Origin of the sequence: Amycolatopsis sp. MtRt-6, assembly GCF_017308975.1 — a bacterium.
Taxonomy (GTDB): domain Bacteria; phylum Actinomycetota; class Actinomycetes; order Mycobacteriales; family Pseudonocardiaceae; genus Amycolatopsis.
Genome location: NZ_JADWPD010000012.1, coordinates 1 through 26,635, shown reverse-complemented (window position 1 = coordinate 26,635; position 26,635 = coordinate 1). Strand labels below are relative to the sequence as shown.

The window sequence follows — 26,635 nt, the reverse complement described above, 5'->3', positions numbered from 1 at the left end:
ACTACGGTCGTGGCACACACGACCGAGTGAAGGGACCGATGAACCGCCGATTTCTCGCCGCCTCCGGGGTGGCGTTCGCCGTCGTAGCCGGGTGTTCGCTGGTCGCGGGGCTGCAACCGCGGATCGTGTCCGGGCTGGCGGTCCCCCGGACGTCCGATCGGCCGGTTCCCGTTCCGGCCGCTCCCCCGCCCGCTCCCGCCACGCCCACGTCGCGGCTCGCGCGGCCGGGCGACTGCGCGTCGCTGGTGGGCGGGCTCGACGACCGCGCGCAGGTCGCGCAGCTGGTCGTCGTGGGTGTCTCCGGCAACAACCCGGGAGCCACGGTGTCCCTGGTGCGCGACCACCAGGTCGGCGGGATCTTCGTCGGGGGTAACGCAACAGCGTTGTTGAAAGACCGCTCGCTGGCCGCCGTCCAGGCGGTGGCCAAGGTGCCGGTGGCGGTGTCGGTCGACGAAGAAGGCGGCCGCGTCCAGCGCATCGACGATCTCGACGGCGACCTGCCCTCGGCGCGGACGATGGCCGCGACGAAGTCCCCGGACCAGGTGCGCCAGCTGGCCGCCGAGCGGGGCCGCCAGCTGCGCGCCCGCGGGGTGACCGTGGACTTCGCCCCGGACACCGACGTCACGGACGCCCCGGACGACGACGTGATCGGCGACCGGTCGTTCAGCCCCGACCCGGCCCGGGTGAAGACGTACGCGAAAGCGTTTGCGGCCGGCCTGCGCGACGCCGGGATCCAGCCGGTGCTGAAGCACTTCCCCGGCCACGGCCACGGCTCGGGCGACTCCCACAAGGGCACCGTCGTCACGCCGCCGCTCGACAAGCTGCGCGCGGTCGACCTGGTGCCGTACCGGGGCATCGCCGACTACGGCCCGGTCGCGGTGATGGTCGGCCACCTCGACGTGCCGGACCTGACCGACGGCGTCCCGGCGTCCCTGTCGTCGGCCGCGTACCGGTTGCTGCGCGGCGAATTCGCGTTCGGCGGGCCGGTGGTGACCGACGACCTCGGCGCGATGAAGGCGATCACCGCGCAGTATCCGCTGCCGGAGGCGGTGCTCAAGGCGCTGCAGGCCGGCGCGGACCAGGCGCTGTGGTCGTCCGGGGGCCGCGTGGACGAGGTGCTGGACCGGCTGGTGAAGGCCGTGCAGACCGGTGAGCTGCCGAAGGCACGGGTGCAGGAGTCGGTGACGCGCGTGCTGCGGGGCAAGGGCCTCTGCTGATTTCCGCTGCCGGGCCTAGACTTTCCCGCGACGGCACCCGGACCAAGGAGCGGCATGGCGGACCTCGGCGGCACCTACCACCTCGGCGGCGAACTTCCCGTGACCCGCATGGGTTACGGCGCCATGCAGCTGGCCGGACCCGGCGTCTGGGGACCGCCGAAGGACCACGACACCGCCGTCGCCGTGCTGCGGGAGGCCGTCGAGCGCGGGGTCACCCACCTCGACACCAGCGACTACTACGGCCCCCACACCGTGAACGCCCTGATCAAGGAAGCCCTGCACCCGTATCCCGAATCACTCGTCATCGTGACGAAGGTGGGGGCGCGGCGGAGCGCGGACAAGGGCTGGCCCGCCGCGCTGTCGGCCGCGGACCTCACCGAGGCCGTGCACGACAACCTGCGGAACCTCGGCGTCGACGCGCTCGACGTCGTCAACCTGCGGCTCAGCAACGCCGCTTTCGACTACCCCGTGCCGATGTCGCTCGCCGAACCCTTCGGGGTGCTCGCCGAGCTGCGGGAGCAGGGGCTGATCCGGCACCTCGGCGTCAGCCACGTCAGCGCCGAGCAGCTCGACGAAGCGAAGGCGATCGCGCCCGTCGTCTGCGTGCAGAACCAGTACAACCTCGCCCACCGGGAGAGCGATGCCCTCGTCGACAAGTGCGCCGCGGAGGGCATCGCCTTCGTGCCGTACTTCCCGCTCGGCGGGTTCAGCCCGCTGCAGTCGGGGCTGCTCGACGACTGCGCCGCCCGGGTGGGTGCCACGCCGATGCAGGTCGCGCTCGCGTGGCTGCTGCAGCGGTCGCCGTCGATGCTGCTGATCCCCGGGACGTCGTCGCCCGCGCACCTGCGGGAGAACCTGGCCGCCGCTTCGCTCGAGCTGCCCGCGGACGTTCTCGCGGATCTGGACCGGATCGGCACCGCCTGATCGCTACGCTGAGCGCCCGGACAGGCACGAGAACGGAGAGACCGTGGCGGAGTGGGGCGATCTGGTCGCGTACATCAGGGAGTCGTACCGGGTGGTGCGCGACGAACCCGACGAAATCCGCATCCGGCTCGTGTTCGGCGACGACCCCGACACCGAACAGCGCGCGCAGATCGTGGTGATCGCCCACGAGATCCTCGACCAGCGCGAAGACTGGGTCCAGATCGCCACGCCGTTCGCCCGGCACGAGCAGGTCGACCTGCTCGAGGTGCTGACCGAGGTCGGCGACGCGATCGTGGTCGGCGGCCTCGCGGTGATGGGCGAGCACCTCGTCCTCCGCCACTCGCTGCCGCTGGTCCACCTCGACATCAACGAGTTCACCGATCCGCTGGAGCTGGTCGCCGGCGCGGCCGAGCTGCTGGAGCAGCAGTTCACCGGCCGCGACGATTACTGAGCGGCACCACCGCCACGGCGGCGGCCACGACCAGCGCCGCACCCAGGCCGAGCGCCGCCGTCACCGTGCCCGTGCCGAGGTAGAGCCCGCCGAGCAGGGCCACACCGAGGGTGCCGCCGAGCTGCTGCACCGCGTTGAGCAGTCCGGCCGCCGAGCCTGTCTCGTGCGGGCGGACGCGGTGCAGGGCCGCGGTGAAGAACGGCACCGTGAACGTCCCCATCCCGAGCCCGCACAGCGCCAGCGCCCACGGATACGCACCCGCCCCCGCCGTGAGGGCGGCGAGGACCCCCGTGAGCAGGAGGGCCAGCCCGGCGAACATCACGCGGGAGCCGAACTTCGGCACCAGCCGGGTGCCGGCGACGTACGACGACACCGCGAGCCCGGCCGAGAGCGGCAGCAGCGTCAGGCCCGCGGTGCGGACGTCGGCGCCGAGGCCGAGCTGCAGCTGCATCGGGACGACCTGCATCAGGCCGGTCATCACCGCGAAGAACAGCAGCGACCCGGCGAGCGCGGCCGGGAAGCCGCGGTTGGCGAACAGGCTCGGCTCGACCAGCGGCGCGGCCGCCCGGCGCTGCTGGAAGCCGAAGCCGGCCAGCAGCACCGCCCCGGCGGCGAGCAGGCCCCAGTCCGTCCCCGCCGGGTCGATCAGCGGGTAGACGAGCAGCCCGGCGCCGGCGACGACGAGCGCGGTGCCGGCGAGGTCGAGCCGGGGCCGGGTGGCCGCCCGGTCTTCCCGCAGCAGCCGCGCCGCGAGCAACACCGCGAGCCCGAGCGGGACGTTCACGAGGAACGCCGCCCGCCACGAGATCGCCTGCGTCAGCAGCCCACCGAGCAGCGGCCCGGTGACGGCGGACAGGCCCATCACCGGCCCGATGCCGCCCAGGGCCTTCGCGAGCTCGTCGCCGTCGAAGAGGGCGCGGATGAGGCCGATGGTCTGCGGGATGATCAGCGCGGCCGCCGCGCCCTGGACGGCCCGGGCGCCGATCAGCAGCCCGGCGTGCGGGGCGGCCGCGCAGGCGAGCGACGCGAGCACGAAGCCGGCCACGCCGAGCTTGAACACCTTGGCCCGGCCGAGGATGTCGCCGAGCCGGCCGCCGGTGATGAGGAAGGCGGCGAAGGGCAGCGTGTAGGCCGCGCTGAACCAGGGGATGTCGGCGGCCGGGCCGGGCAGCTCGGCGTGGATGGCCGGGCCGGCGACCTGCACGATGGTGGCGTCGAGCAGGTTCATGGCCTCGGCGACGAGCAGCACGGCGAGTGCGGCCCAGCGCCGCCGGTAACGCGTCTGGGTGGGCACGGGGTCTCCTTTCGTTCGCGCCCACCCTGCATCGATGATCGCTTTTCGTTCCAGATATCTCCGCCGCTTGGCAGATTTCTTCCATCCCCTGGTGTTCAATGAGGGGTATGACCACCCTGGACGCCGTCGACCGCGCGGTGGTCCACGCGCTGCACCTCGACGGCCGGGCCCCGTTCACGAAGATCGGCGACGTCCTCGGCGTCTCGACCCAGACGGTGGCGCGCCGCTACCGCCGGCTTCGGGAGGAGGCGGGGCTTCGCGTCGTGGGCCTGCCGGATCCGCAGCGGGCGGGGCAGGCGGAGTGGATGGTCCGCCTGACGGCGACACCGCACACGGCGCAGGACCTCGCGCAGGCGCTGGCCCGCCGGGCGGACACGGCGTGGATCAAGCTGACGTCGGGCGGCACGGAGATCTGCGTGAACGTCCACACCCCGGCGGCGAGCGACCACGCGTTGCTGCTGCGCGACATCCCGCGCACGGCGAGCATCACGGCGGTCTCGGCGCACCAGCTGCTGCACCGCTACTTCGGCGGCCCGACGGGGTGGCGCGGCCGGGCGAACGCGCTGGACGCGGCCCAGATCGCGGCGCTCACGCCGGTTCGTTCGGGCCCGGGCAAGCCGCTGACCAGCGACGACTCGGCGTTGCTGACCGCGCTGCAGCGCGACGGCCGCGCTGGCCTGGCCGAGCTGGCAGCGGCCACGGGCTGGTCGCCGGCGACGGTCGCGCGCCGGCTGGCCGACCTCCAGGCGGGCGGAACGGTGTTCTTCGACCTGGAGATCGACCCGGAGCTGTTCGGCGCGACCACGCAGGCACTGCTGTGGATGGCGGTGGCGCCGGCCCGGCTGGACCGGGTGGCCCGGACGCTGGCCACCCACCCGGAGCTGGCCCTGGTGGCCGCGACGACCGGGCCGGCGAACCTGGTGGCGCAGGCCCTGTGCCCGGACGCGGCCGCGCTGCACCGGTACCTGACCCAGCGACTGGGGGCGCTGGACGCGATCCGGACGCTGGAGACGGCGCCGGTGCTGCGCACGGTGAAAGCTGCCGCCTCGCGCTGAGGGCCACACCGTCCCCGCAGGTCAGGCCGAGCCGACCGCGCCCGCCGTGTCCTAAGTGGACTTCACCCGGACCAGGTGGTCGAGCATGCCCCGGACAGCCTCGAACTCCCGGACCTCCTGACGGCAGTCCGGACACGCCGAAAGGTGCCGCTCCACCCGTGCCGTCTCGGCGGCGTCGAGCAACCCCAGGCTGTACGCCCCGAGGTCGGTCCGGTCGTACCGGCCCATGGATCGCGTCTCCGTTCCGCGTCCCGCGAGGAACGCCCGCACTACCCGATGCCTCCAGAGTCCTGAGACGGACGCGCCACCGGCGAAGTTCCGCGGATTTCTACCCGAACGGCCGACAACTTCGGAAGGCGAACAGCCCATGTGAGTGACAGCCGTGGTCACGGATTTCACCCGTCCGAACACGGAAAGCTTTTGTGCCACCAACTTCGCCGATTCCGCGTCATGGCCCCCGGGCTCACCCGTCGGACTGGCGTCGGACCGGGATTTCCCGGGCTCGACCTGGGCAAGAAGGCGATCCGAAACGAGGAGAGCGATGACCGTACGGAGCCACCGGGCGGACGACGTCGTGGACGAGGTCGGGGTGTGGCTGGCCGGGGAGTTCGCGGGGCGGCTCCCCGCCTCGGAGATCGACCGCGTCGTCCGGACGACGCGGATCGACCTCGAAGGGAGCATCGCGCCGGAGGAGCTCGGGGAGATGCTCCACCGGCTGGGCCGGGCCAGGCTGCAGCGCATCCTGCACCTCGCGCCGGCCGCGCAGGTGCGGATCCCGCAAGCGCGGTGACGTGCCGGGCGGGCACGCGGCTCCCGGTGCCGCGTCGCCCGCCCGCGGCACGCCGGGGCGCCCGCGGACAGGGACGTTCGCGCACAACCCTTGCCCGCGCCCCCCGGCAATCTTGACTGGACTAGACCAATCTGCTCTAGTGACCGGTGTCACGTTCGTCTCGGCCGGATGAGCACACCCACCTTCGACGCCGGGCGCCTGCGCGCCCGGGTTCTGTCGTGGCCGAAGGAGTGAGCGAGTCTTGAGAAGACGTCTTGTCGCGGTCCTGTCCGCTGTCGCCGCCGTTGCCGGGCTCGTGTTCGGCGTGCCCGCCGTCACCGGGCACGCCGCCCAGGCGGCCGCCGCCGCGTGCAGTGCGCCGAACTGGGTCGCGGGCCAGTGGTACGACGTCGGCGCGGTCGTGCGCTACACCAACGGCGGCTACTACCGGGCCAAGAACGCGAATCCGGGCTACGACCCGGTCATCAGCACCTGGTACTGGGAGCCTTACAGCTGTGACGGCGGGGGTGGCACCACCTGCAGCCACCCGAACTGGGTGGCGGGCCAGTGGTACGACGTCGGCGCGATCGTCCGCTACACCAACGGCGGCTACTACCGCGCCAAGAACGCCAACCCGGGCTACGACCCCGTCATCAGCACCTGGTACTGGGAGCCCTACAGCTGCGGCGGCGGCACCGACCCCGGCAACCCGGGCGCGTTCGTGGTGAGCGAAGCGCAGTTCAACCAGATCTTCCCCGGCCGGAACTCCTTCTACACCTACAGCGGCCTCACCGCGGCGCTCTCGGCGTACCCCGGTTTCGCGAACACCGGTAGCGACACGGTGAAGAAGCAGGAAGCCGCGGCCTTCCTCGCCAACGTCAACCACGAGACCGGCGGCCTGGTCCACATCGTCGAGCAGAACACCGCGAACTACCCGCACTACTGCGACTGGAACCAGCCCTACGGCTGCCCCGCCGGCCAGGCCGCCTACTACGGCCGCGGCCCGATCCAGCTCAGCTGGAACTTCAACTACAAGGCCGCCGGCGACGCGCTCGGCATCGACCTGCTCGGCAACCCGTGGCAGGTGGAGCAGAACTCGGCCGTCGCGTGGAAGACCGGGCTCTGGTACTGGAACACCCAAAGCGGCCCCGGCACCATGACGCCGCACAACGCGATGGTGAACCAGCGCGGCTTCGGCGAGACCATCCGCAGCATCAACGGCTCCATCGAATGCAACGGCGGCAACCCCGCCCAGGTCGAGAGCCGCGTTTCGAAGTACCGCCAGATCACGGCGGTCCTCGGCGTCGACCCCGGCGCCAACCTGTACTGCTGAGCCGGGGGCGGGCGGGGCCGGCGCCCCGCCCGCCCGTTCAGCCGGCCAGCCGGTCCGCGATCAGCCTGATGACCGCCGCGGCGTGGTCGTTGAGGTAGAAGTGGCCGCCCGGGTACGTCTTCAGCTCGAACCCCGCCGACGTCCGCTCCGCCCACGGGCGCGCCTCGGCCTCGGTGACCTTCGGGTCGCTGTCGCCGATCAGCGCCACGATCGGGCAGCCGACGTCCGGGCCCGGCCGGTAGTGGTACAGCTCCGCGGCCTTGTAGTCGCTGCGCAGCGCCGGCATCACCAGGTTGCGGATGTCCACGTCGTCCAGCACCGCCGTGTCGGTGCCGCCGAGCCGCTTGACCTCGGCCAGCAGCGCTTCGTCGCCCTTTTCGTGGATCCGCTCGTCGCGGAACGCCGAGGGCGCCCGGCGCCCGGAGACGAACAGCGAATGCAGCCGCGTGCCCCGCGCGTCGAGCCGCCGGGCGACCTCGAACGCCAGGCTGGCGCCCATGCTGTGGCCGAAGAACGCCACCGGCCCGGTGATCTCGGGGGCGAGCACGTCCGCCAGCCGGTCGGCGAGCACGAACAGGTCGTCCACGGGGGCTTCGGTGTGCCGGTCCTGGCGGCCCGGGTACTGCACGGCCAGCACCTCCACCGCGGGCGCCAGCGCCGCCGACACGGGGTGGAAGTAGCTCGCCGAGCCCCCGGCGTGTGGGAAGCACACGAGCCGCGTCGCCGCGGCCGGCGCCGGGTGGAAGCGCCGGACCCACTGCGAAGCGTCGAGCGAAATCGTCATGGCCCCCAATCTGGCAGGCCGTTGGGCCGCCGTCGACCCCCTAACGTGCGCAGGACGGGGGCCCGGCGGGCCCCGGAGCGAGGCCCGCCGGAACCGTCACTCCGCCCGCCAGAGCGCCGGGACGGCCGGCGGTTCCCAGCCCGGCTGGGCGGTGTGCGGCTGCAGGCAGACGTACCCACGGCCGCCGTAGGTGACCCGCGTGCCCGCCGCGTACGCGGTGCCCACGGCCCAGGAGGTGCCCCCGGGCGGGGTGGATGTTGATGTGGACGTCGGCCGCGTCGACGTCGGGGTCTGCGGGACGTCGAGCACGAAGTCGAACGCGGCTTCCTTCGCGGAGCCGTTGTCCCGCACGGTCATCAGCAGCCGCGCGTCGAAGATCGTGTCGGTGTTGTTGCGCGGCTCGCCGGGGAAGTAGAGCTGCGTGGTCAGCACCGGCCGGCCGGGTGCCTGCACCTTCACGTGGATGTGCCGGGTCCGGCCCGGGTAGAGGCCCGGCACGATCGTGGACAGCGTGAACGCGCCCTGGGCGTTGGTGTACTGGTGCCCGCGGAAGGTGTAGCCGGTGTTGTCGTAGGCGCCGTTGACGTCCGCCTGCCAGAAGTCGAGCAGCGCGCGGCCGATCGGCAGGCACGCGCGGCCGAAGACGTACCCGGTCACGGTCAGCCGGGTACCCGGCGTCCCCGGGGTGACGAGGCTGGTCCGTTCGGGCGAGTTCGGCTTGAAGTACGGCCCCTCGGTCTGCGCGATCGTCGGATCGTCGTCGTCGTGGCACGCCGGGGTCAGCTCCGGCGCCGCACCGCCGGCGGCGCTGGTGCGGGCGAGAGCGGGGCCGCCGATCAGCGCGACCGGCGCGGCGACGCCCGCGGCGAGCGCGGCCTTCAGCACGGTTTTGCGGCTGAGCTTGTTCTCTTCGTCCATGCCTGCTCCTGGTGGGGTGCGGTCGGGGATCACCTCGAACGTAGGCAGCGCACCGGGCGGACGGCGATGGACTGGACCAGTCAGTCGTGGTGCTTCTCCCCGCCGCGCCGGAATCCGCCCGGGCTCAGCCCGGTCTCGCGGCGGAAGAACCGGCAGAAGTAGGCGGGATCGGCGAACCCCACCCGGCTCGCCACCTGCCGGACCGTCAGATCCGTCCGGAGCAGGAACCGTTGCGCCTCCCGGATCCGCGCCTCCCGCAACAGCTGCGCGGCCGTGCGGCCGGTCGCCGCCTTCACCGCTTCGGTGAGGTGGCCGGGCGTGACGCCGAGGCGCTCGGCGTGCGCGCGCACCGACCACAGGCCCGGTTCGGGGCGGCCGGCGAGCCGGACGAACTCCGCCGCCACCGCGCCCGCGGGCGCCGGTGCCGGCGTGCCCAGCAGCCGTCCCGCGCGCACCACCAGGACGTGCACCAGCGCCCGCAGCACCGACTCGGTGCCCTCGCCACCGCGGCGGTGCTCGTCCTCCAGGTCGGCGATCAGCCGCGTGACTCCCGCGTCGGCGTGCTCGTCCAGGTGCAGCCACGGCCGTTCGCCCAGCCGCCGCAGGAGCTCGCGGTCGGCCGGGTGGTCGAGGAGGAAGTCGTCGGTGAACAGCACGACGTGCCCGGTGAGGCCGCGGACGCCGGCCCACTGGTGCACCTGGCCCGGCGCGATGACGCCGAGGTGCGGCGGCCGCAGCGGCCAGCGCGCGGCGTCGACGACGTGCGCGCCGGTGCCGCCGGTGACGTGGACGAGCTCGTAGAACGTGTGCCGGTGCGGGAAATCCGCGCGGGACAGCGGCCCGATCGCGTCGAACGTGCCGACGGCGAACGGTGGTGCGGGCGGCGCGGGCACCTCGAGGCGGTGCAGCGGCAGCTCCCCCGGTCGCGAGGGCCGGCAGGGCGTCCCGGGCGGAACGGTCGTACCGCGCATGGCCCGGAATTCTAGATCGGTTCGCGGGCGGTTCGCCGTTTTTGCCCCGATGATCGCAATCCGATCGTCGGGTGCCGGACACAAAAAACGGGGCCGGTCCACAGTGGACCGGCCCCGTTCGGTGGTACTGGATTACGCGCGGCTGCGGCGGCGGTTCACCAGCAGCATCAGCGCGCCGCCGCCGAGCAGCAGCCCGCCGATGGCGAACGGAACCGCGGCGTCGACACCGGTGTTGGCGAGGTCGCCGCCACCGGAGGGGGCACCACCGGGCGTGCTCGGCGCGGTGGTGGCCGGGGCACCGGCCTCGGTCCAGCTGGCGGACGCCTTCGCGGCGACCTGGGTCTTCTCCGAGTCGGCGACGATCAGCGACTGCGCCGGCTTCTTCGCGTAGTTGTCCGCGACGAACAGACGGCCGGTTTCCAGCTCGCCGGTGACCTTCAGGGAGAACGAGCCGTTGCCCGGCTTGGTGCCGGCCGGGACGTCGACGAACAGCTTGCTGCCGTCCTTGACGTCGGCGGTCTTCAGCTCCTTGCCGTCCTTGTCAGTGACCTTGACGCCCTCGGGCAGGTCGGTGGTCAGCGACGTGATGTCACCCGAGGTGGCGACGTCGAACGGGCCGATCTTCGTGCCGGCCTTGCCGTCGGTCTTCGGTCCCGCGATGTTCAGCGTCGGCTTCGGCTGCGCGCCGATGCCCTTGTTCTGGTCGCCGACCAGGTAGCTGTACAGCGCGGCGACGTCGGCGTTGTCCTCGGCCGGGTTGGCCTCGGCCAGCGGCTTCTTGAGGTCGAGGTTCACGCCGTCGCTGAAGTGCCACACCGCGGCCTGCGTCGCGGCGATCGCCTCGCGCTCGGAAATGCCACCGTTGACCTTGACGCCCTGCTTGGCGAGAGCGGCTTCCACGTCGGCGAGCTTGACGCCCGGGTAGCCGTGGTGCAGCACCCAGTTGAGCTTGTCGCTGTTCTTGCTGAACGGCGAGTTGGCGGCCGGGTACTGGTTCCAGGGCCGCTCGACCATGTCGACGTCGGTGCGCATGCCGACGGTGATCTGCACGCAGTAGAGCTTGAGCGACTTGCCGTCCGACAGCTTGAAGCCGAACAGCTTGGTGATGTAGTCGTCGCCACCTTCGAGGTTGATCCGGTAGCCGACCGTGCCTGCCTCTTCGATGACGCGGCCGCGCGCGGCGCCGTCGTCCGCGAGGGCGGCGGGGGCGCCGACCATGACCGCGGCGGCCGCGGCGAGCACCGCGATCCCGCCACGCACCAGAGCTGACCTGACCTGCATAAATCTCCTATCCGAGCCCGAACCACGCCGGTAGGGCCCCGTGGGATCACAATCCCCGACCACGGCGGCCACTGATTCGGGTGAGTTGATCACCCGGTCAAGCGATACCGGAGCATACACAGACCTCACAGGGGCTACTCACGGTGCCCCCATAAACACGATTCCACTCGGAAAACCCCTGAATGGGGCACATCTTTCAGGCGCCGAAATACCCGCCGAACAGGATTTCGGCGATCTTCGTGGTGGTCTCCCGGCCGGCCGCGTCGCCGCCGGAGACGACTCGAGTGTCGTTCATCAGGGCCAGGGTGTACCGCTCGTCCGGGCCCGCGAAACCGACGGAGTTGATGATCCACGAACCGTCGTCGTTGTCATCCGACCAGCCGTTCTTGTTACCGGGTTGGGCGGCCGCCCCGGCACCCCAGACACCCCACTGCTGGTTGGGGTCCACGGTCCGCAGTTCCCGGACGAGGTAATCGCGGTGCCGGCCGGCCAGGACGTACTCGATCAGCCGGTCCAGGTCGTTGGCCGTGGTGCGGATCCAGCCCCAGTGGTGGGGGTGGCGGTCGCTGAACCGCATGTCGGTCATTCCGTAGGCCGGGAACCGCCTGCCGAATTCGGCTTCGCCGCCATAACGGGTCCACAACGTGTGGGCGGCATCGTCATCACTCGAATGGAGCATCCGGTGGATGAGGTCGCGGTCTTCGGCGGTCAGCGTGCCGGCGTGGGCGTCTTCGCGCAGCAGCAGATCGACGGCCATGGCGAGCTTCGGCGTCGAGCAGGCCCAGATCAGCGTGCCGGCGGCCGGACTGCGGTAGACGGCACCGGTCGAGCGGTCCCGGAGGACGATGCCGGTCACGCCGGGCCGGCTGTCGGCGTAGGCCTGCGCCCGGGCGATGCGCGCCCGCAGATCGGGGCCGAAGGGGTCGCTCACGGGCGGATCGTGCCGGCCGTTCCGGTCGGCGGGCCCCGGCGACGGCGCCAGCGCGAAGGCCACCAGCAGCGCGGTCAGCAGGAGCTTGCCCATGGAGGTCCCCCGGGTGCCGGAGCGGGTGCTTGCGCCCTGAAGACTCGCACGGACAGCGCGGGCGGGCGAGGCGAGCACCGCCGGCGCCGAGCGCCCCAATGTGGCCTTCGGTGCGCTCAACGCACCCAATGTGGCCTTCGGTGCGTTGGACGCAACCAAGGCCACATTGGGGCGCTTGGGCGAGCTTATGGATTGACCGTCAGGAGGTGGGCCCGGTAGCCCTCGCCGTAGGTCTTGGTCGGCGTGCCGTTGTAGTCCTCGATCAGCACGTTGCCGCCACTGCAGCCCCACGGGTTCCACGTCCAGGCGGTGTACCCGAGGTTGTGCGCGTCCAGCCAGGCCATGACCTGGTCGATGTAGTCGTGGGCGCAGCTGTTCTGCCCGATTTCCCCGGCCTGCACCGGAACCTGCGCGGCGACCGCCCCGATCTGGCTGTCCCAGCAGGACACCGTGACGCACGCGTTGAAGTTGTACGAGTGCCAGGACGCCACCAGGTTGCCCGCCGGGTCCACCGGCTTGTACGCCAGCCACTGGGTGAGGTCGTTGGTCCACGTCAGGCCGCCGGTCATGACCACGTTCTCCGCGCCGGTCGCGCGGACGGCGTCGACGAGTTCCTGCATGCCCGCCACGGGATAGCCGATGCCCGTGCACGTGCCGCCGTCGCGCAGGCACCGCCACGCGGCGGCCGCGTCGGACCAGTTGGCGGCCGCGTCCGGGTAGGGCTCGTTGAACAAGTCGAACACCACGGCGTTGTCACCCTTGAACGCGGTGGCCACCTGGCTCCAGAACGTCGGCGTGTACTGCCGGCCGGGCATCGGTTTCTGGCAGGTCGCGTTGACGTCGGCGCAGGCCGAGCTGGTCCCGGTGTACTGGCCGTGTGTCCAGTGCAGGTCGAGGATCGGGTTGATCCCGTTGGCCACCAGCAGTTTCGCGTAGTCCTTGACCGCCTGCTGGTAGGGAGCGCCACTGGGTGAGCCGGACAGGCCGAGCCAGCAGTCCTCGTTCAGCGGGATCCGCACGGCGTGGATGTTCCACGCCTTCATCGCGTCGACCGACGCCTGGTCGACCGGGCCGCTGTCCCACATGCCCTTGCCCTGCACGCAGGCGAACTCGCCGCTGGCGCGGTTGACCCCGAGCAGCCGGTGGGGCTTGCCGTCGGCGGTGAGCAGCTTGTTGCCCGAGACGTGCAACGCGGGGGCCGGCCCGGGCGGCGGTGGCGTGCTGGTCGTGGTCGTCGGTTTGGTGATCGGGGTCGTTTCCGTGGGCGGCGGCGTTCCGGTGCACGCGGCGCCGTTGACCGCGAAGTCGGTGGGCGCGGTGTTGGTGCCGCTGTAGGAGAAGTTCGCACCGGCGCTGACGGAACCGCCGGCCGGGATGGTGCCGTTCCAGCTCGCGTTGGTCACGGTGATCCGCTTGCCGGACTGCGACCACGTGCCCATCCAGCCGTTCTGGAGGGTCTGGTTCCCGGCGTAGGAGTAGGTCAGCGTCCAGCCGTCGACCGCCACGGCGCCGGCGTTGGCGATGCCGACGGTGACGCCGAAACCGCTTCCCCAGTCGTTGGCCGAGTAGGTGACGCGGCAGGCGAACGCCGCACTGGTCTCATAAGGCGCCGACACGGCCGTCGTCGAGGTGACGACGACCGCGACGGCGGCCGCGAGCCCCGCGACCGCCGGTACGGCAGGACGTTTTCCGCCTCTTCCCCACATCGGCACTCCCTTGTGCACACTCGGGTGAAGCTTCTGGGAGCGTTCCCAGCCGCCGTCCACACGTTCGCTGCCCGGTCCCCGGGTTGTCAATCACCAACGTCGGCAACGCGCTCGATTCAAGCGAACAGCGTCCGGCGGGTTCCCCCATCGAACGCAGCCGTTTCCCCCGGCCGGCCGCGGCCTCAAGCGGTCGGGTACTCGGCGAAGATCTCGCCGAGTACCCGATGTCCTTCCGCGGCTTCCGCGCCGGTCCGCGTGCAGGCGACGAGCGTCTTCCACAGCGCCCAGCCGCGGCCGCGCGCCCAGGTGCCCTCGTCGACGCGCAGGCGCGACCGGAACGCCCGGCGGCCCTCGGCGGTCAGCAGCGTCCACGCGATGGCCGTGTCACAGGACGGGTCGCCGACACCGCAGGTCCCGAAGTCGATCACGGCGGCCAGCTCGCCGCCGGCCAGCAGGAGGTTGCCCGGGGCCACGTCACCGTGGAACCAGACCTCCCGGCCGTCCCAGCGCGCGGCCAGCGCGGTCTGCCAGATTTCGCGGGCGAGATCGACGTCGATCTCGCCGTCCAGCGCCGTCAGCGCCCGCTCGGCCGAGCCTTCGTAGGTGCGCAGGGTGGCACCCCGGAACCAGTTGTGCTTGCCCGGCCGGGGCCCGTCCGCGGCGTCGACGTCCTGCAGGGCAGCCAGGAACCCGGCCAGGTCGAGGGCGAAGCGAACGGGGTCGGAAATCCGGCCCTGGCGCGCGGTTTCGCCGTCGAGCCACGGATACACCGACCACGAGAACGGGTAGTCCGCCGCGGGATTCCCTTTCGCCAGCGGAACCGGGACGGGCAGCGGCAGCGCCGGCGCCAGCACCGGAAGCCACCGGTGCTCCTTCTCGACGGCCAGCGCGTATTCGGCCGCGCTGGGCAGCCGCGCCACCATTCCGTCGCCGACGTGGAACGTGAAGTTGTCCCAGCCGCCGTGGGCCACCGGCCGGACCGGAAGATCGGCCCACTGCGGGAACTGTTCGCCGATCAGCCGGCGTGCCTGCTCGGCGTCGACATCGATGCGGCGGGGAACGGGACCGAGATCGGGTGTGCTGGTCAAGGCGCCATCCTCGCATATGCCCGCGATATGTCACGCTGTTTACGCTCCGGCCCGTGGACAGACGCCCCGGGCTCAGCGCGCGGCTGAAGCTGACCATCAGCTACGCCGGTTTCCTCGTGCTCGCCGGCGTCGTCATGCTCGCCGTGGTCCGGGGGTACCTGCTGCGGTACGTGCCCGACAACGACCAGGGCCTGCTCGGGATCGCCCCCAACCGGTTCCTCCTCGTGCGCACCTTCGCGCCCGCCGCGGCGACCGCGCTCGGCTTCCTCCTCGTGTTCGGCGTCCTCGGCGGCTGGCTCCTGGCCGGCCGGATGCTCGCCCCGCTGACCCGGATCGCGGACGCCGCCCGGCTGGCCGCGCACGGGTCGCTGGCGCACCGCGTCCGGCTGGCCGGCCCCGCCGACGAGTTCCGCGAGCTCGCCGACGTCTTCGACACGATGCTCGCCCGCCTCGAATCGCAGGTCGGCGAGCAGCAGCGGTTCGCCGCCAACGCGTCGCACGAGCTGCGCACCCCGCTGGCCATTTCGCAGGCCATCCTCGACGTCGCCGGCCAGGACCCGACCTACCCGCGGGACGCGCTCATCGACCGCCTCCGCACGGTGAACACGCGGGCGATCGACCTCACCGAGGCCCTCCTGCTGCTCGGCCGCAGCGACCGGCGGCAGTTCACCCGCGAGCCCGTCGACCTGTCCCTCATCGCCGAAGAAGCCGCCGAAACGCTGCTGTCACCGGCCGAACGGCGCGGGGTCACGCTCGCCGTCACCGGCGGGCCCGCTCACACGACCGGCTCCGCGGCGCTGCTGCTGCGCATGGCCGAGAACCTCGTCCAGAACGCGATCGTGCACAACCTCCCGGCGGGCGGCACGGTCACGGTCCACACCGAACGACGGCGCTACGCGAGCGTGCTGCGCGTCGAGAACACCGGGCGGCCGCTGCCGCCGGAGCTGGTGCCGACCCTGACCGAGCCCTTCGAACGCGGGACCGGGCGCACGCGCACCGAGGGGCACGACGGCGTCGGCCTCGGGCTGGCGATCGTGCACAGCATCGTCCGGGCCCACGACGGGATGCTGGAACTGGCACCCCGTACCGGCGGCGGCCTCGTCGCCACCGTCCGTCTCCCAGGAGCGGCCGGAAAAAGTTCGGGATCGATTCAGTAAGTTCTGCTAGCCTCGCCAACGTCTCGCGGCTCAGCGTGGCGCCGCTCCCGCTCGACGAACTCATCGAGGAGTGCAATGACTGCCATCGCCGGAGTCAAGGGCCGCGAAGTGCTGGACAGCCGGGGCAACCCGACCGTCGAGGTCGACGTCGTGCTGGCGGACGGCTCGCTCGGCCGGGCCGCGGTGCCCTCGGGCGCGTCCACCGGCACGAAGGAAGCGGTCGAGCTGCGCGACGGCGACAAGGCGCGGTTCCACGGCAAGGGCGTGCGCAAGGCCGTCGACGCGGTCAACACCGAGATCGCCGAGGCGATCGTGGGCATGGACGCCGAAGCGCAGGCGGCGGTCGACCGCGCGCTGATCGAGCTGGACGGCACCGCGAACAAGGCCCGGCTCGGCGCGAACGCCACCCTGGGCGTGTCCCTCGCCGTGGTCAAGGCGGCCGCGGCCGCCAACGGGCTGCCGCTGTACCGCTACGCCGGCGGCGTGTTCGCGCACCTGCTGCCGATGCCGATGATGAACATCATCAACGGCGGCGCGCACGCGGACAACCCGATCGACTTCCAGGAGTTCATGATCGGCCCGGTCGGGGCGACGACGTTCGCCGAGGCGGTGCGGATGGGCTCCGAGGTGTTCCACACGCTGCGCAAGTCCCTCCACGACGCCGGCCACAGCACCAACGTCGGCGACGAAGGCGGCTTCGCGCCGAACCTCAGCTCGGCCGACGAGGCGCTGGAGTTCGTGCTGCGCGCCATCGAGCAGTCCGGCTACACGCCCGGCGAAGACGTCGCGCTGCTGCTCGACCCGGCCGCGTCGGAGTTCTACACCGGCGAGGTCTACGACTACACGGGCGAAGGCCGCAAGCGCAGCGTCGAGGAGCACGTCGCCTACCTGGCCGACCTCACTGCCCGCTACCCCATCGTGTCCATTGAGGACGGTGTCGCCCAGGACGACTTCACCGGCTGGAAGCAGCTGACCGACACGATCGGCGAGCGCGTCCAGCTCGTCGGCGACGACGTCTTCTGCACCAACGTGAACCTGCTGAACGACGGCATCGAGCGCGGCATCGGGAACTCGATCCTGGTCAAGGTCAACCAGATCGGGACGCTCACCGAGACGCTGACCACCGTGGAAACCGCGCACAAGGCGGGTTACTCCGTGGTGATGTCGCACCGCTCCGGCGAAACCGAGGACACGACGATCGCCGACCTCGCGGTGGCCACCAACTGCGGCCAGATCAAGACCGGTTCGCTGTCCCGCGCCGACCGCACGGCGAAGTACAACCAGCTCATCCGCATCGAGGAGGAGCTCGGCGCCGAGGCCCGTTACGCGGGCGCGAGCACGATCAGCGGCCGCCGCTGACCACCGCGGCCCGGAGGCGCGTCCGGCGGCTCCGGGCCGGCGGTGCGGGTGGCGGGCCGCCGAGGAGGTCGCCCGCCCGCGGCCCCGCCGCCCTCGCCGAACCGGGTACACCACGGCTGGGGCGCTCGGCGGCCCGTTTCCGGCAAGGCGTTCCCCGCGTCCGGGCCCGGACGTTGTTAACCTGGGATTCACCTTCACGACCATCGGACGGGGGTAGCGGTGTCCATGCCCGGCGAACAGCAGGTACCGCGGTCGGTGGCGGAGCTGGCCGCCGATCCGGCGTGGACGGTCACCCGCACCGGGACGACCGGCCAGTGGCTCACGGCCGAGCGGGTCGTCGAGCACAACGGGCACCGCCGGCTCATCGGCCTGACCCCGATCCGCCCCGGCGCGGTGGCCCTGATGCTGTGGTCCGGCGGCGAGGTGGTCGAGCACGTGCGCGGCACCGAAGCGGAGGTCTGCGCGACCGCACACCGCTGGGCCACCGAGGTCCCGGCCGGATGAGCGAGCCCGGCCCGCACATCCACGTCGAGCGGAAGGTGCTGGAAGCGGGCCCGGAGGTCCGCAACCTGATCTCGTCGATGCTGGGCCGCACGACGGACGCCCCGAGCGTCGTCACCACCGGCTGCGGCCGCCAGGTGCCGTTCGCGATGACGTCGCCCCGGCCGGAAAGCGTCACCTGCCTCGCCTGCCGGGAGCACGCGCACCGGGAGTACACGCGGTTCGCCGAGCAGTTCGAGCGCCTGGGCCGGGGTCCGCTGCCGGGCGGGGCCGTGTCCGCGGAGCAGATCGCCGCGGCGGTGGACCGGCTCCGGGACCTGGCGAAGCGGTTCGCCGGCTGACCAGCTGCTCGGTGCGCGCCGGGCAGCCGCCGCGTCCGGTGACCGTCAGTAGCTGAACGTCGTCGCGGGCTCGTCGCCGATCCACTTCCACAGCGGGATCGTGCCGTTCAGCTCCGCGCCCGGGATCAGCTCGCCGTCGTCGAGGTGCTTGGCGTTGAAGCAGATCGGGCAGACGTAGTAGCGCCCACCGGCCGCCTCGTAGCGCTTGAACAGGTCCGCCAGCGGCGGGCAGCCGTCACACGCGGCCCCCACCGCGGTGCCGGGCAGCGAGAGCCGGACGGCCTCCTTGGTCAGGAACATCAGCGTTTCGCGCCCGGTCTCGGCGGCACCCACCGCGACCAGGAACGCGACGGTCACCTTCTCCGCGTCCTCGAGGCCCGTCGACAGGCTGATGACGGCTTTGTTCGACATGATCCGCTCCCTTCGTCGGAAACCTGGACGTTAGGAGCGGACGACGCCCGTGTCGTCGGGTGTTCGCCCGACAGATCTACAGATCGAGCGGGTCGAGCAGGCCGTTGCGCAGCGCGAACAGCGTCGCGGTCGCGCGCGACGACGCCCCGGTCTTCGTGTAGATCCGCTCGATGTGCGTGCCGGCGGTCCGGCGCGAGACCCCCAGCCGCTCGGCGACTTCGCCGGTCTGCGCGCCGCGCGAGATCAGGATCAGCACCTCGACCTCGCGCGGGGTCAGCCCGGCCGGGCCCGACACCCGGCGCCGGCCGCCGTTGCCCGCGGCGGCGAGCACGGCCTCCGCCGCGTCGCCGTCGAACCTGCCCGCCCGGACTTCGGCGCGCACCGCCGCGGCGGCCTGCTTGTCCGTCAGTGCCGCCCGGTGTGCCCGCGGCTCCAGCATCGCCCGGTACGCGCACGCCGCGGCCAGCACGCGGCCGGTCATCGGCAGGCCCGCGCCCGCCAGGCCGCGGTGGTAGCCGCTGCCGTCCATGCGTTCGTGCGCCAGCGCCGCGATCGCGCCTGGCCGGGCCAGCGCCGCGGGCCGGGCGAGGACGCGCTCGGTGTAGTACGAGCTGAGCCGCACGCGTTCCCAGTCGGTCGCCGACAGCGGCCCGGGCCGGTCGAGGACGGGCGTCGGCACCCCGTGCAGCCCGACGTCGTGCAGCAGGCCCGCGCGCCGGGTGGTGACGACGTCGGCGGCGGGCAGCCCCAGCTTCCGGGCCGCCGCGCCGGCCAGCTCGGCGACCCCGCGGGAGTGCCCGGCCCGCGAGCTGCAGCGCAGGTCGGTGAAGTCGGCCAGCGCTTCCAGTGCCGTGTCGAGCTCACCCTCCGTCAACGGGCGCCGATCGGCGGCGAGCCGGTCGCGGTGTTCGTCGCCGGCGGCGGCCAGCACGTCGGGGGCGTGCGCGAGGAACGCGTCGACGACGTCGGGGGCGAACTGACGGCCACGCCGGGCGCGCGCGACCTCGAGCGCGCCGTCGATCCCGCCGAGCCGGTGCCGGACCTCGACGACGTCGGCCAGGTGCAGCAGCCGGACGACCGGCGCGATGTCCGCGCCGCCCACGCCCGCCGGCACCCCGCGCCCGTCCCAGCGGGTGAAGAACTGCCGCAGCGCCGTCACCACGTCCGGGCCGAGCCCGAGCCGCTCGGCCAGCACCGACGTCGTCAGGCAGTGCGACTGCATGCCCCGCACGATGCGGTGGCCGCCGCTGCGCAGGATCGTGGTCACCACCCGCAGCCGGTGCCAGGCCGGCCCGCCGCGGCCGGCGTGGCTCAGGAAGAACCCGAACCCGGCCAGTCCCGCGAGGTCGACGTCGTAGCTGTCCGCGCGGAAGGCGATGTCGTCGCCGAACGTCGCGGCCACCTCCGGGGAGTCCGCGACGCAGCCGACCCAGGCGAGCATCGAGACGGGGAACAACGCCTGCCGCTGCTCCGCGGGCAGACCGGTGTGGACAGCGAGCCGGTCGGCGATGCGCCACGACCGGAGGACGTGCTCCATCGGCTGGCCCAGCCCGAGGTCCGTGGCCAGCGAGAACGCCGCCAGCAGCTCGGCCAGGCCGATCCCGGCATCCCGATCGGCGAGCTCCACCCGCGCAGCGTAGCCCCGATCGGCGGCGGCGCCGGTCAGCTCGGGACGGCGACCCCGAGCAGCGCGAGCACCGTGCCCACGGCCGCCGCGGCGAGCAGCGTCGTCACCACGCCCCGCCGCAGGGCCAGCAGCACCACGGCGGCGCCGGCCAGCACGAGGTATTGCCAGAGCTGGGTGAGGGCGAGGGCCAGCGGGACGGCCGAGCCGAAGATCGCGCCGACCGCCGCCGGGCCGGCGCCGTCGAGGAAGGCCCGGACGTTCGGGTTGCCGCGCAAGCGGTCGAAATGGCGCGCCCCGAACAGGATGAAGGCGAACGACGGTGTGAACGCCACCAGCGAAGCGAGGACACCCCCGGCGAGCCCGGCGGCGGCGTAGCCCACGACCGCGACGGTCTGCACCACCGGCCCCGGGGTGATCTGCCCGAGCGCGACCGCGTTGAGGAACTGCCCGGCGGACATCCAGTGGTAGGTGTCGACGGCGTCGGTCCGCATCAGCGGGATGATCACGAACCCGCCGCCGTAGGACAGCGCGCCGACCTTCAGCGCCACCCACGCGATCGACAGGAACACCCCGGCACCCGCGACCCCGGCGGCCAGCGACTTGACCGGCACGGCCAGCAGCGCCGGGCCCCGGCCACCCCGGTGCACGGTGAGCTCGACGGCGCCGCAGCCGAGCAGCACGAGCACCAGCCACGGCCCGACCGTGGCCGCCGCGACGGCGCCGGCGACGACGTACAGCACCCAGCGGACCCGGCTCGTCGTGGCCGCGCGCCGCCAGCCCGCCGGGACGAGCCCGACTCCGGCGTGCACCGCGACGGCCGCCACCGCGGCCCCCGCGCCGGCTCCCGCGCCACGCACCCACGTCGGCGGGGACCCGGCCAGGAACAGCGCGGCCAGCGCGAGGATGACGACCAGGCCGGGCACGATGAACGCCGCGCCGCCGGCCAGCGCGCCGGCCCGGCCGCGGACGCGCCAGGCGGCGAAGATCGCCAGCTGCGTCGACGCCGGCCCGGGCAGCAGGTTGCAGGCGGCGATCGCGTCCTCGAACTCCTGCTCCGACAACCACTTGCGCTTCTCGACGCACAACACGCGCAGGAGGGCGATGTGCGTGGGCGGGCCGCCGAAGCCGATGCACCCGATCCGGCCCCACTCCCGGAGCACGGTACCCAGGCCGGGCCGGTTGTCCTTTGTGGACAGCGACGGCTCGGGGTCCGCCGTCATCGGACGGCGTCCGTCGCCAGGAAGCCGATCCGCGTGTCCAGCTCCGCGGCCACGCGCCGGAACGCCGGGAAGCCGTCGGGGTCCCGTGCCGGGTCCGGGATGCTCCAGTGCACCACCCGGGGATGGCCGGGGAACTCCGGCGCGACCTCGCGCACCCGGTCGCACAGGCTGATCACCCACTCGAACCGGCGCTGCCGCACGGAATCCAGGTGCGTCGGCTCGTGCGTGAGGGTGATGCCGTACTCGGCCAGCGCGCGCACGGCGTGCGGGTTCAGCGGCTTCGGGTGACTGCCCGCGCTGGCCGCCTCCGCGCCGGTGCGGTGCCGCAGCAGGGCCGCGGCCATCGGGGACCGGCCGCTGTTCCCGGTGCAGAGGAACAACACGCGCGGCCGGCCCGGTTTCCGTTCGGCACCACCGGTTCCGAGCGCGGGGTGCAGCGCGGTGCCGGCCTCGGCCAGCGCGTCGGCGCAGCGCCGCAGATCGAGGTGGTAGTAGGTGTCACGGCCGTCGAAGCTGCTGCGCCGGGCGGTGACCAGCTCGGCGGTCCGCAGCTTCCGCAGGTGGTAGGAGACCAGGTTCTGCGGCTGGCCGACCGCGTCGACCAGCTCCCGCACCCGGCGGTCGCTGCGCGCGAGCTCGCACATCAGCCGCCAGCGCAGCGGGTCACTGGCCAGCCGCACGAACGGCGGCGGGGCGGAGGCGTCGGAGTCGGGCACGCGCCGAACGATACATCAACTCACCTTGATGTACCTACGTGTCAGCAGCAGTGCTCGCCCCACCAGGCTTCGCGCCCCTCCTTGACCGCCACGGCCGCGATGACCAGCGCGACCACCGGGTCGGCCCACGACCAGCCGAACCAGGCGTTGAGCAGCAGCCCGGCCAGCAGCACGCCGGACAGGTAGGTGCACAGCAGCGTCTGCTTCGAGTCGGCGACCGCGCTCGCCGAGCCGAGTTCGCGCCCGGTCCGCCGCTGGAGGTGGGACAGCAGTGGCATCACCAGCAGGGACACGGCGGCCAGCACGATCCCAATGGTGGATTCTTCGGCCGGCGCGCCACCGAACAGCGCGCGGACCGACTCGACCGTCACGTAGGCGGCCAAGGCGAAGAACGACACCGCGATGACCTTCAGCGCCGTCCGCTCGCGCGCTTCGGGGTCCTTCCCGGAGAACTGCCACGCCACGGCCGCCGCGGACGCGACCTCGATCACCGAGTCGAGCCCGAAGCCGATCAGCGCGGTGGAATCCGCGACCGTGCCCGCGGAGATGGCGATGACGGCTTCGACGACGTTGTAGGTGATGGTGGCGGCGACCAGCCACCGCACCCGGCGCGTGAGCACCGCACGCCGTCGCGGCTCGACCTCGGCGGGAGCCGCGCAGCAGCCGTCCGCGCAGGTCACCGCGGCACCTCGCATTCCTCGCGGGGCTCGACGGCCAGGACGACCTGCACGAGCTCGCCGAGGGCGCGGGCGAGGTGCGGATCGGCCAGCGCGTACCGCACCTGACGGCCTTCGTAGGTCGCGACGACCAGGCCGCAGCCTCGCAGGCAGGACAGGTGGTTCGACACGTTCGACCGCGTCAGGCCGAGCTGCTCGGCGAGCCGGGCGGGGTACTGGACGCCGTCCAGCAGCGCCACCAGGATGCGGCAGCGCGTCGGATCCGCCAGCGCGCGCCCCAGCCGGGCGAGGGCCGATTCGCGGGTCTCACAGGTCAGCATGCAGGGAATAGTACAGCACCAACTGAACCGTTTCGGCGATCAGGCGCAGTACCACTGGGTATCGAGATCCTTGATCTTCTCCACCAGCACCGACCGGCGGTGGACGGCACCGCGGTCGAGGGCGATGCGCTCCCGCAGGCTTGCCAGCAGCTGCCGTCCCTCGGGGGCCTCCTCCTCGAACAGCTCCGCCATGTGCGGGTGGTCGATGAGGTCGAAGTACTGCTTGAGCAGCACGGCGAATTCGGGATCGGGCGGGTGGGCGTCGAGCGTCTCGTCCGCCGGGCCGACGAGGTGCCGCTCCGGGTTTTCGAGCAACCAGCCGGCCAGCCGGCCGCCGGCGAACAACAGGTCGAACTCGCCGGTCACCCGAAGCCGCAGGGGCTCGGCCACCGGCCCCGCGGCCGAGCCGTACAGACCCGCGAGCACGCTGCCGTCCTCGGCACACCACCGGACGGCGGCCACGTCGGTGCCGAACGCCTTCTTGTCCGCGCGGCGTGGCAGACCCGCCACGGGCGTCACCGCCAGCCACGGAGCGAGGACGCCGGGGTCGGCGAGGTTGTCCTCGGGCAGCCGCATCGACAAGCTTTCCAGGAGCCCGGTCGCGGTGTCGAAGCGGAACTCGTCCCCCTCGGTCCACAGCCCCCACGCATTGCCGTGCGTCCGCATCAGGTAGTTCTCGTATCCGCCTGGGCCTTCGCCCGCCCAGGCGGAGACGACGAGCCCGTCCAGGGCCAGCCTGACCGGCTCGCGCAGCCGGCTGCCGGGAACCACTTCGGCCCTAGCGCCCTCGGCGAGGTACAGCACCGGTCACTTCCCTTTTTCCCACAACGTTATGGCGACAGGCAGGAACCCGCCATTGGTGTCGCGGACCTGGCCCTTCACCAGCATGTCATGGGTGATCGCCGGACCGGGGTCCGACTCCTTCCCACCGAAGATCTCTTTCCCGCTCTTGCCTTGCGGCCCGGACGGCCCGTAACTGGTGAACACCCGTCCGCGGTCGGACCCGATGCCGGTCGTGACGACGAGGTCGCCGCCCTTCCTGAACAGGAAAAACCCTTCTCGGCCCGTCGACAGGTAGATCGCGTCCGGATTGGCCAGGATTTCGATCTCGACTTCAGGGGGAATTCGGCCGTGATAGCCCCTGCCGTCCCTTCCCGTCTTACCCGTGGCGTATTTCATGACCCCGGCCTTCGCCTGCTCGCTTGTCCGCAGCGCCTGCTTCAGCGCCCTGGCGCAGTCACGATCGCTGGGGGCGGCGGCGAAGGCCGACACCCGGGCCCCGTTGGGGACGGCGCCGCCCACCACGCAGCCGGAAGCCGCCGCCAGGATTTCCGCTTCCTCCGTCAGCACCGCCTTCACCTCGGGGGCGAGGTGGGCCGACTGGAGGGCGGCGAGGGCGGGCTTGACGTCCCGGCCGGCGGCGATCGCCATCCGGAGTTCGCGGATGGTCTGCGCGGCCGCCCGGAGTTCCTCGCCCCCGATGAACAGCGACGCCGTCCACAGGCAGCCGGACACCTTGAGGTTGCCGCAGTCCCGCATGTCGGACAGGATCTGGAACACCAGGTTGGGGATGAAGTTCTCGATGAACTCCTTGGCGCTGGTGAACAGGTACCGGGCGACGTCCGCACGGGTGATGTGGATGGTGCGCTCGACCGGGAAGTCGGCGATCTCCCGGCGATCGATCTGGTCCTCGTCGACGTTCCCCGCGCAGTCCCGCACCGCGACGCCGGGCAGCTTGCAGGTGACCGCCCAGTAGAAGACGACCCCGGAGAAGTGCACCCGCATCCGCACGTCACACGACGCGTTCGGATCGCTCAGGTCCATCGCGCACTGGTCGAGCTGCTCGTAGGACGTCCGGGACAGCCCGCTGAGGTCGACCCGGACGTTGACACCGTCGATCCCGCCCGGACCGGCCTCGCCGAGCGCGGCGGTCTCGTCCCGGTTGCGCTGCTCCTGCTCGGCGCGCTTGGCCGCGTCTTCGGCTTCCTGCGCGAGGTTCCGGGCGTTGGCCGCGGCCGCCTCGGCGGCGGCCGCGTCCCGCTCGGCCCGGTCCGCGGCGTTCTTCGCGGCGTCGGCGTCGGCCGCGGCGGCGTCGGCGGCCTTGCGGGCCGAGACCGCGTCCTTTTCGGCCTCCGTCGCGGCGCTCGCCGCCGCGTCCGCGTCGGCACGGGCGTCCCGCGCGGCCACGCCCGCCAGGAAGGCGTCGTCCTGGGCCTGCTGGTCGATCGCCTTGGTGGCGTCGGCGGCCCGTTGCGTCGCCTGGGCGTCCTCGGCAGCGGCGGCGGCGGACGCCTGCGCGGCCGCGACCGACCGCTGCGCCGATTCGGAGTCGGCGGCGGCGGTGGCCGCGGACTGCGCCGCAGCCTTGGCCGACACGTCGGCGCGCAGGGCGGCGTCGGCGGCGGCACGGGCCGCGCGGGCGGCTTCGTCCGAGCGTGCCTTGGCCGCGTTGGCTTGTTGCTGGGCAAGGGTTTCCGCGGTCTGGCCGACCAGCACCGCCATGCCGGCGGAGGAGTCGGTCAGCTGGAACGGCCTGCCCAGGCGGATCGACGCGTTGGCCGCCGTCGCGGTCGCCGCGGCGGAGTCCCGCGCGGCGGTGGCCGCCTCGGCCGCGGCGAAGGCGTGCCCGGCCGTCGTGGCCGCGTCCGCCTTGGCCTGGTCGGCTTCGGCGCGCGCGGTGGCGGCGTCGGCCTTGGCCTGCGCCGACGCGGCGTCGGCCTTCGCGGCCTCGGCCTTGGCCGCCTCGACGTTGCGCGCGGCCTGGTCCGCGGCCACGATCGCGTCGGCCGCCGCGGCGTGCGCGGCCATCATGGCGGCCCGGCTGGTGGTGGCCGACGACGTGGCGGAGTCCGCGGCCGCCTCGGCCCGTGACGCTGCCCCGTCGGCCTCCGTGGCCGCGGCCCGCGCCGCCACCGCGGCCGCACCCGCCTGGTCCGCGGCCGCCTGCGCGCTCGTCGCCGCACCGGCGGCCTGGTCGGCGGCCGACCTGGCCTGGGTGGCGGCGGTCCGCGCGCCCTGCGCGGCATCGGTGCCTTCGGCTGCCGCGGCCCAGGCCTCGCACGCGGCCGCGCGGGACTGCGCGGCATCCCGCGCGTAGGCCGCGGCCACCGCGTTGTTGCGCGCCAGCGTCGCCCGGGACTCGGCGTTTTCCGCGGCCTGGCGCTTCTGCGCCGCGGTGCCGGCGGCCGCTTCGGCGTCGGCCCGCCTGGCGGCCGCCGTCTGGGCCTGGGCCTGCGCGTCGGCATCGGCTTGCCGTGCCTTGGCGCGCTGGGTCTCGGCCTCGGTCCTGGCCGCGCCGGCCTTGGCCCGCTCGGCTTCCGCGATCCCGCGCTGGGTGTGCGCGTCGGCGGCGGCGACCTGGGCGGTCTGCTGCGCGCGTTCGGCGGTCGCCCGGTCCTGGCGGGCCCGTGCCGCCGCGGCGGCGGCCTGCGCGGCCTGGGTCGCGGCGGCCGCGGCCGCCGCGTGCGCCTGGTCGGCGGCCTGCTTCGCGG

Annotated in this window: 26 protein-coding genes and 1 pseudogene; 10 read left to right on the top strand and 17 right to left on the bottom strand. The window is 72.8% G+C overall.

What is annotated here, in order from left to right; all coding sequences use genetic code 11:
* Window positions 1–38 precede the first annotated feature (38 nt).
* From I4Q55_RS21195 to I4Q55_RS21185, 3 genes are read left to right on the top strand one after another with little or no spacing between them, the layout of a single operon-like run.
* Window positions 39–1,217 carry a glycoside hydrolase family 3 N-terminal domain-containing protein gene (locus I4Q55_RS21195; protein ID WP_242546437.1) on the top strand — a complete coding sequence of 393 codons (1,179 nt, stop codon included), beginning with the start codon at window positions 39–41 and terminating at the stop codon, window positions 1,215–1,217.
* A 54-nt stretch (window positions 1,218–1,271) separates the two neighbouring features.
* Window positions 1,272–2,141, top strand: coding sequence for an oxidoreductase (locus tag I4Q55_RS21190; protein ID WP_206789974.1), 870 nt, complete (start codon window positions 1,272–1,274; stop codon window positions 2,139–2,141).
* Between the two features lie 43 nt (window positions 2,142–2,184).
* A complete protein-coding gene (locus tag I4Q55_RS21185) occupies window positions 2,185–2,592 on the top strand; it encodes a hypothetical protein (protein WP_206789973.1) in 408 nt (135 codons plus the stop codon).
* Here I4Q55_RS21185 and I4Q55_RS21180 read toward each other — a convergent pair.
* Entirely contained in the window at window positions 2,570–3,886 is a 1,317-nt protein-coding gene (locus I4Q55_RS21180) for an MFS transporter (RefSeq protein ID WP_206789971.1), read from the bottom strand. The genes I4Q55_RS21185 and I4Q55_RS21180 overlap by 23 nt on opposite strands.
* A 107-nt stretch (window positions 3,887–3,993) precedes the next feature.
* Here I4Q55_RS21180 and I4Q55_RS21175 point away from each other — a divergent pair, with 107 nt between their 5' ends.
* Window positions 3,994–4,941 (top strand): Lrp/AsnC family transcriptional regulator, encoded by a 948-nt coding sequence (locus I4Q55_RS21175; protein ID WP_206789969.1) that lies wholly within the window; start codon window positions 3,994–3,996, stop codon window positions 4,939–4,941.
* A 51-nt stretch (window positions 4,942–4,992) separates the two neighbouring features.
* Here I4Q55_RS21175 and I4Q55_RS21170 read toward each other — a convergent pair whose 3' ends face one another.
* Window positions 4,993–5,169, bottom strand: coding sequence for a zf-HC2 domain-containing protein (locus I4Q55_RS21170; RefSeq protein ID WP_206789967.1), 177 nt, complete (start codon window positions 5,167–5,169; stop codon window positions 4,993–4,995).
* 313 nt (window positions 5,170–5,482) lie between these two features.
* Here I4Q55_RS21170 and I4Q55_RS21165 point away from each other — a divergent pair, with 313 nt between their 5' ends.
* Both I4Q55_RS21165 and I4Q55_RS21160 read left to right on the top strand, forming a co-directional pair.
* Complete coding sequence (locus I4Q55_RS21165) at window positions 5,483–5,731, top strand: hypothetical protein (RefSeq protein ID WP_003080179.1); 249 nt, start codon at window positions 5,483–5,485, stop codon at window positions 5,729–5,731.
* Between the two features lie 295 nt (window positions 5,732–6,026).
* On the top strand, window positions 6,027–7,043 hold the full coding sequence (locus tag I4Q55_RS21160; RefSeq protein WP_206790224.1) for a glycoside hydrolase family 19 protein: 1,017 nt from the start codon (window positions 6,027–6,029) through the stop codon (window positions 7,041–7,043).
* Window positions 7,044–7,080: 37 nt separating this feature from the next.
* On the opposite strand, the gene I4Q55_RS21155 is transcribed toward I4Q55_RS21160, so the two are convergent.
* From I4Q55_RS21155 to I4Q55_RS21125, 7 genes are all read right to left on the bottom strand, one after another.
* A complete protein-coding gene (locus I4Q55_RS21155; protein ID WP_206789964.1) occupies window positions 7,081–7,827 on the bottom strand; it encodes a thioesterase II family protein in 747 nt (248 codons plus the stop codon).
* 96 nt (window positions 7,828–7,923) lie between these two features.
* Window positions 7,924–8,745, bottom strand: coding sequence for a carbohydrate-binding protein (locus tag I4Q55_RS21150; RefSeq protein WP_206789962.1), 822 nt, complete (start codon window positions 8,743–8,745; stop codon window positions 7,924–7,926).
* An 80-nt stretch (window positions 8,746–8,825) separates the two neighbouring features.
* Window positions 8,826–9,653, bottom strand: a complete 828-nt coding sequence (locus I4Q55_RS21145; RefSeq protein ID WP_206790223.1) for an AraC family transcriptional regulator — start codon at window positions 9,651–9,653, stop codon at window positions 8,826–8,828.
* A 195-nt stretch (window positions 9,654–9,848) separates the two neighbouring features.
* Window positions 9,849–10,997, bottom strand: a complete 1,149-nt coding sequence (locus I4Q55_RS21140; RefSeq protein ID WP_206789960.1) for a Cys-Gln thioester bond-forming surface protein — start codon at window positions 10,995–10,997, stop codon at window positions 9,849–9,851.
* Between the two features lie 196 nt (window positions 10,998–11,193).
* Complete coding sequence (locus tag I4Q55_RS21135) at window positions 11,194–12,021, bottom strand: serine hydrolase (protein WP_206789959.1); 828 nt, start codon at window positions 12,019–12,021, stop codon at window positions 11,194–11,196.
* Window positions 12,022–12,206: 185 nt separating this feature from the next.
* Window positions 12,207–13,727, bottom strand: a complete 1,521-nt coding sequence (locus tag I4Q55_RS21130; protein ID WP_206789958.1) for a cellulase family glycosylhydrolase — start codon at window positions 13,725–13,727, stop codon at window positions 12,207–12,209.
* A 182-nt stretch (window positions 13,728–13,909) separates the two neighbouring features.
* Window positions 13,910–14,815, bottom strand: coding sequence for an aminoglycoside phosphotransferase family protein (locus I4Q55_RS21125; RefSeq protein WP_206789957.1), 906 nt, complete (start codon window positions 14,813–14,815; stop codon window positions 13,910–13,912).
* Between the two features lie 53 nt (window positions 14,816–14,868).
* Here I4Q55_RS21125 and I4Q55_RS21120 point away from each other — a divergent pair, with 53 nt between their 5' ends.
* The 4 genes from I4Q55_RS21120 to I4Q55_RS21105 all read left to right on the top strand — a co-directional run bounded on the left by I4Q55_RS21120 (window position 14,869) and on the right by I4Q55_RS21105 (window position 18,173).
* Window positions 14,869–15,972: a HAMP domain-containing sensor histidine kinase gene (locus I4Q55_RS21120; protein ID WP_206789956.1), complete on the top strand. Its 1,104-nt coding sequence runs from the start codon at window positions 14,869–14,871 to the stop codon at window positions 15,970–15,972.
* 75 nt (window positions 15,973–16,047) lie between these two features.
* On the top strand, window positions 16,048–17,331 hold the full coding sequence (gene eno, locus I4Q55_RS21115) for a phosphopyruvate hydratase (protein WP_206789955.1): 1,284 nt from the start codon (window positions 16,048–16,050) through the stop codon (window positions 17,329–17,331).
* A 225-nt stretch (window positions 17,332–17,556) separates the two neighbouring features.
* Window positions 17,557–17,835, top strand: coding sequence for a hypothetical protein (locus I4Q55_RS21110; RefSeq protein ID WP_206789954.1), 279 nt, complete (start codon window positions 17,557–17,559; stop codon window positions 17,833–17,835).
* A complete protein-coding gene (locus I4Q55_RS21105; protein ID WP_206789953.1) occupies window positions 17,832–18,173 on the top strand; it encodes a hypothetical protein in 342 nt (113 codons plus the stop codon). The genes I4Q55_RS21110 and I4Q55_RS21105 overlap by 4 nt, the downstream gene beginning before the upstream one ends.
* Window positions 18,174–18,218: 45 nt before the next feature.
* Here the strand turns inward: I4Q55_RS21105 and I4Q55_RS21100 are convergent, their stop codons facing one another.
* The 8 genes and pseudogenes from I4Q55_RS21100 to I4Q55_RS21065 all read right to left on the bottom strand — a co-directional run.
* Complete coding sequence (locus I4Q55_RS21100; protein ID WP_206789952.1) at window positions 18,219–18,584, bottom strand: DsrE family protein; 366 nt, start codon at window positions 18,582–18,584, stop codon at window positions 18,219–18,221.
* Window positions 18,585–18,660: 76 nt separating this feature from the next.
* The gene (locus tag I4Q55_RS21095; RefSeq protein WP_307793273.1) at window positions 18,661–20,211 is read right to left on the bottom strand and encodes an HD domain-containing phosphohydrolase; all 1,551 of its coding nucleotides are present in this window, start codon (window positions 20,209–20,211) and stop codon (window positions 18,661–18,663) included.
* A gap of 35 nt (window positions 20,212–20,246) precedes the next feature.
* The gene (chrA, locus tag I4Q55_RS21090) at window positions 20,247–21,431 is read right to left on the bottom strand and encodes a chromate efflux transporter (RefSeq protein ID WP_206789951.1); all 1,185 of its coding nucleotides are present in this window, start codon (window positions 21,429–21,431) and stop codon (window positions 20,247–20,249) included.
* A complete protein-coding gene (locus tag I4Q55_RS21085; RefSeq protein WP_206789949.1) occupies window positions 21,428–22,147 on the bottom strand; it encodes an ArsR family transcriptional regulator in 720 nt (239 codons plus the stop codon). The genes chrA and I4Q55_RS21085 overlap by 4 nt, the downstream gene beginning before the upstream one ends.
* Window positions 22,148–22,188: 41 nt before the next feature.
* Window positions 22,189–22,842 (bottom strand): cation transporter, encoded by a 654-nt coding sequence (locus I4Q55_RS21080; protein ID WP_206789947.1) that lies wholly within the window; start codon window positions 22,840–22,842, stop codon window positions 22,189–22,191.
* A complete protein-coding gene (locus I4Q55_RS21075; RefSeq protein ID WP_091317901.1) occupies window positions 22,824–23,144 on the bottom strand; it encodes a helix-turn-helix transcriptional regulator in 321 nt (106 codons plus the stop codon). The genes I4Q55_RS21080 and I4Q55_RS21075 overlap by 19 nt, the downstream gene beginning before the upstream one ends.
* A gap of 39 nt (window positions 23,145–23,183) precedes the next feature.
* A complete protein-coding gene (locus tag I4Q55_RS21070) occupies window positions 23,184–23,948 on the bottom strand; it encodes a hypothetical protein (RefSeq protein WP_206789945.1) in 765 nt (254 codons plus the stop codon).
* A gap of 3 nt (window positions 23,949–23,951) precedes the next feature.
* Window positions 23,952–26,635: pseudogene (locus tag I4Q55_RS21065) on the bottom strand (hypothetical protein); the annotation flags it as partial.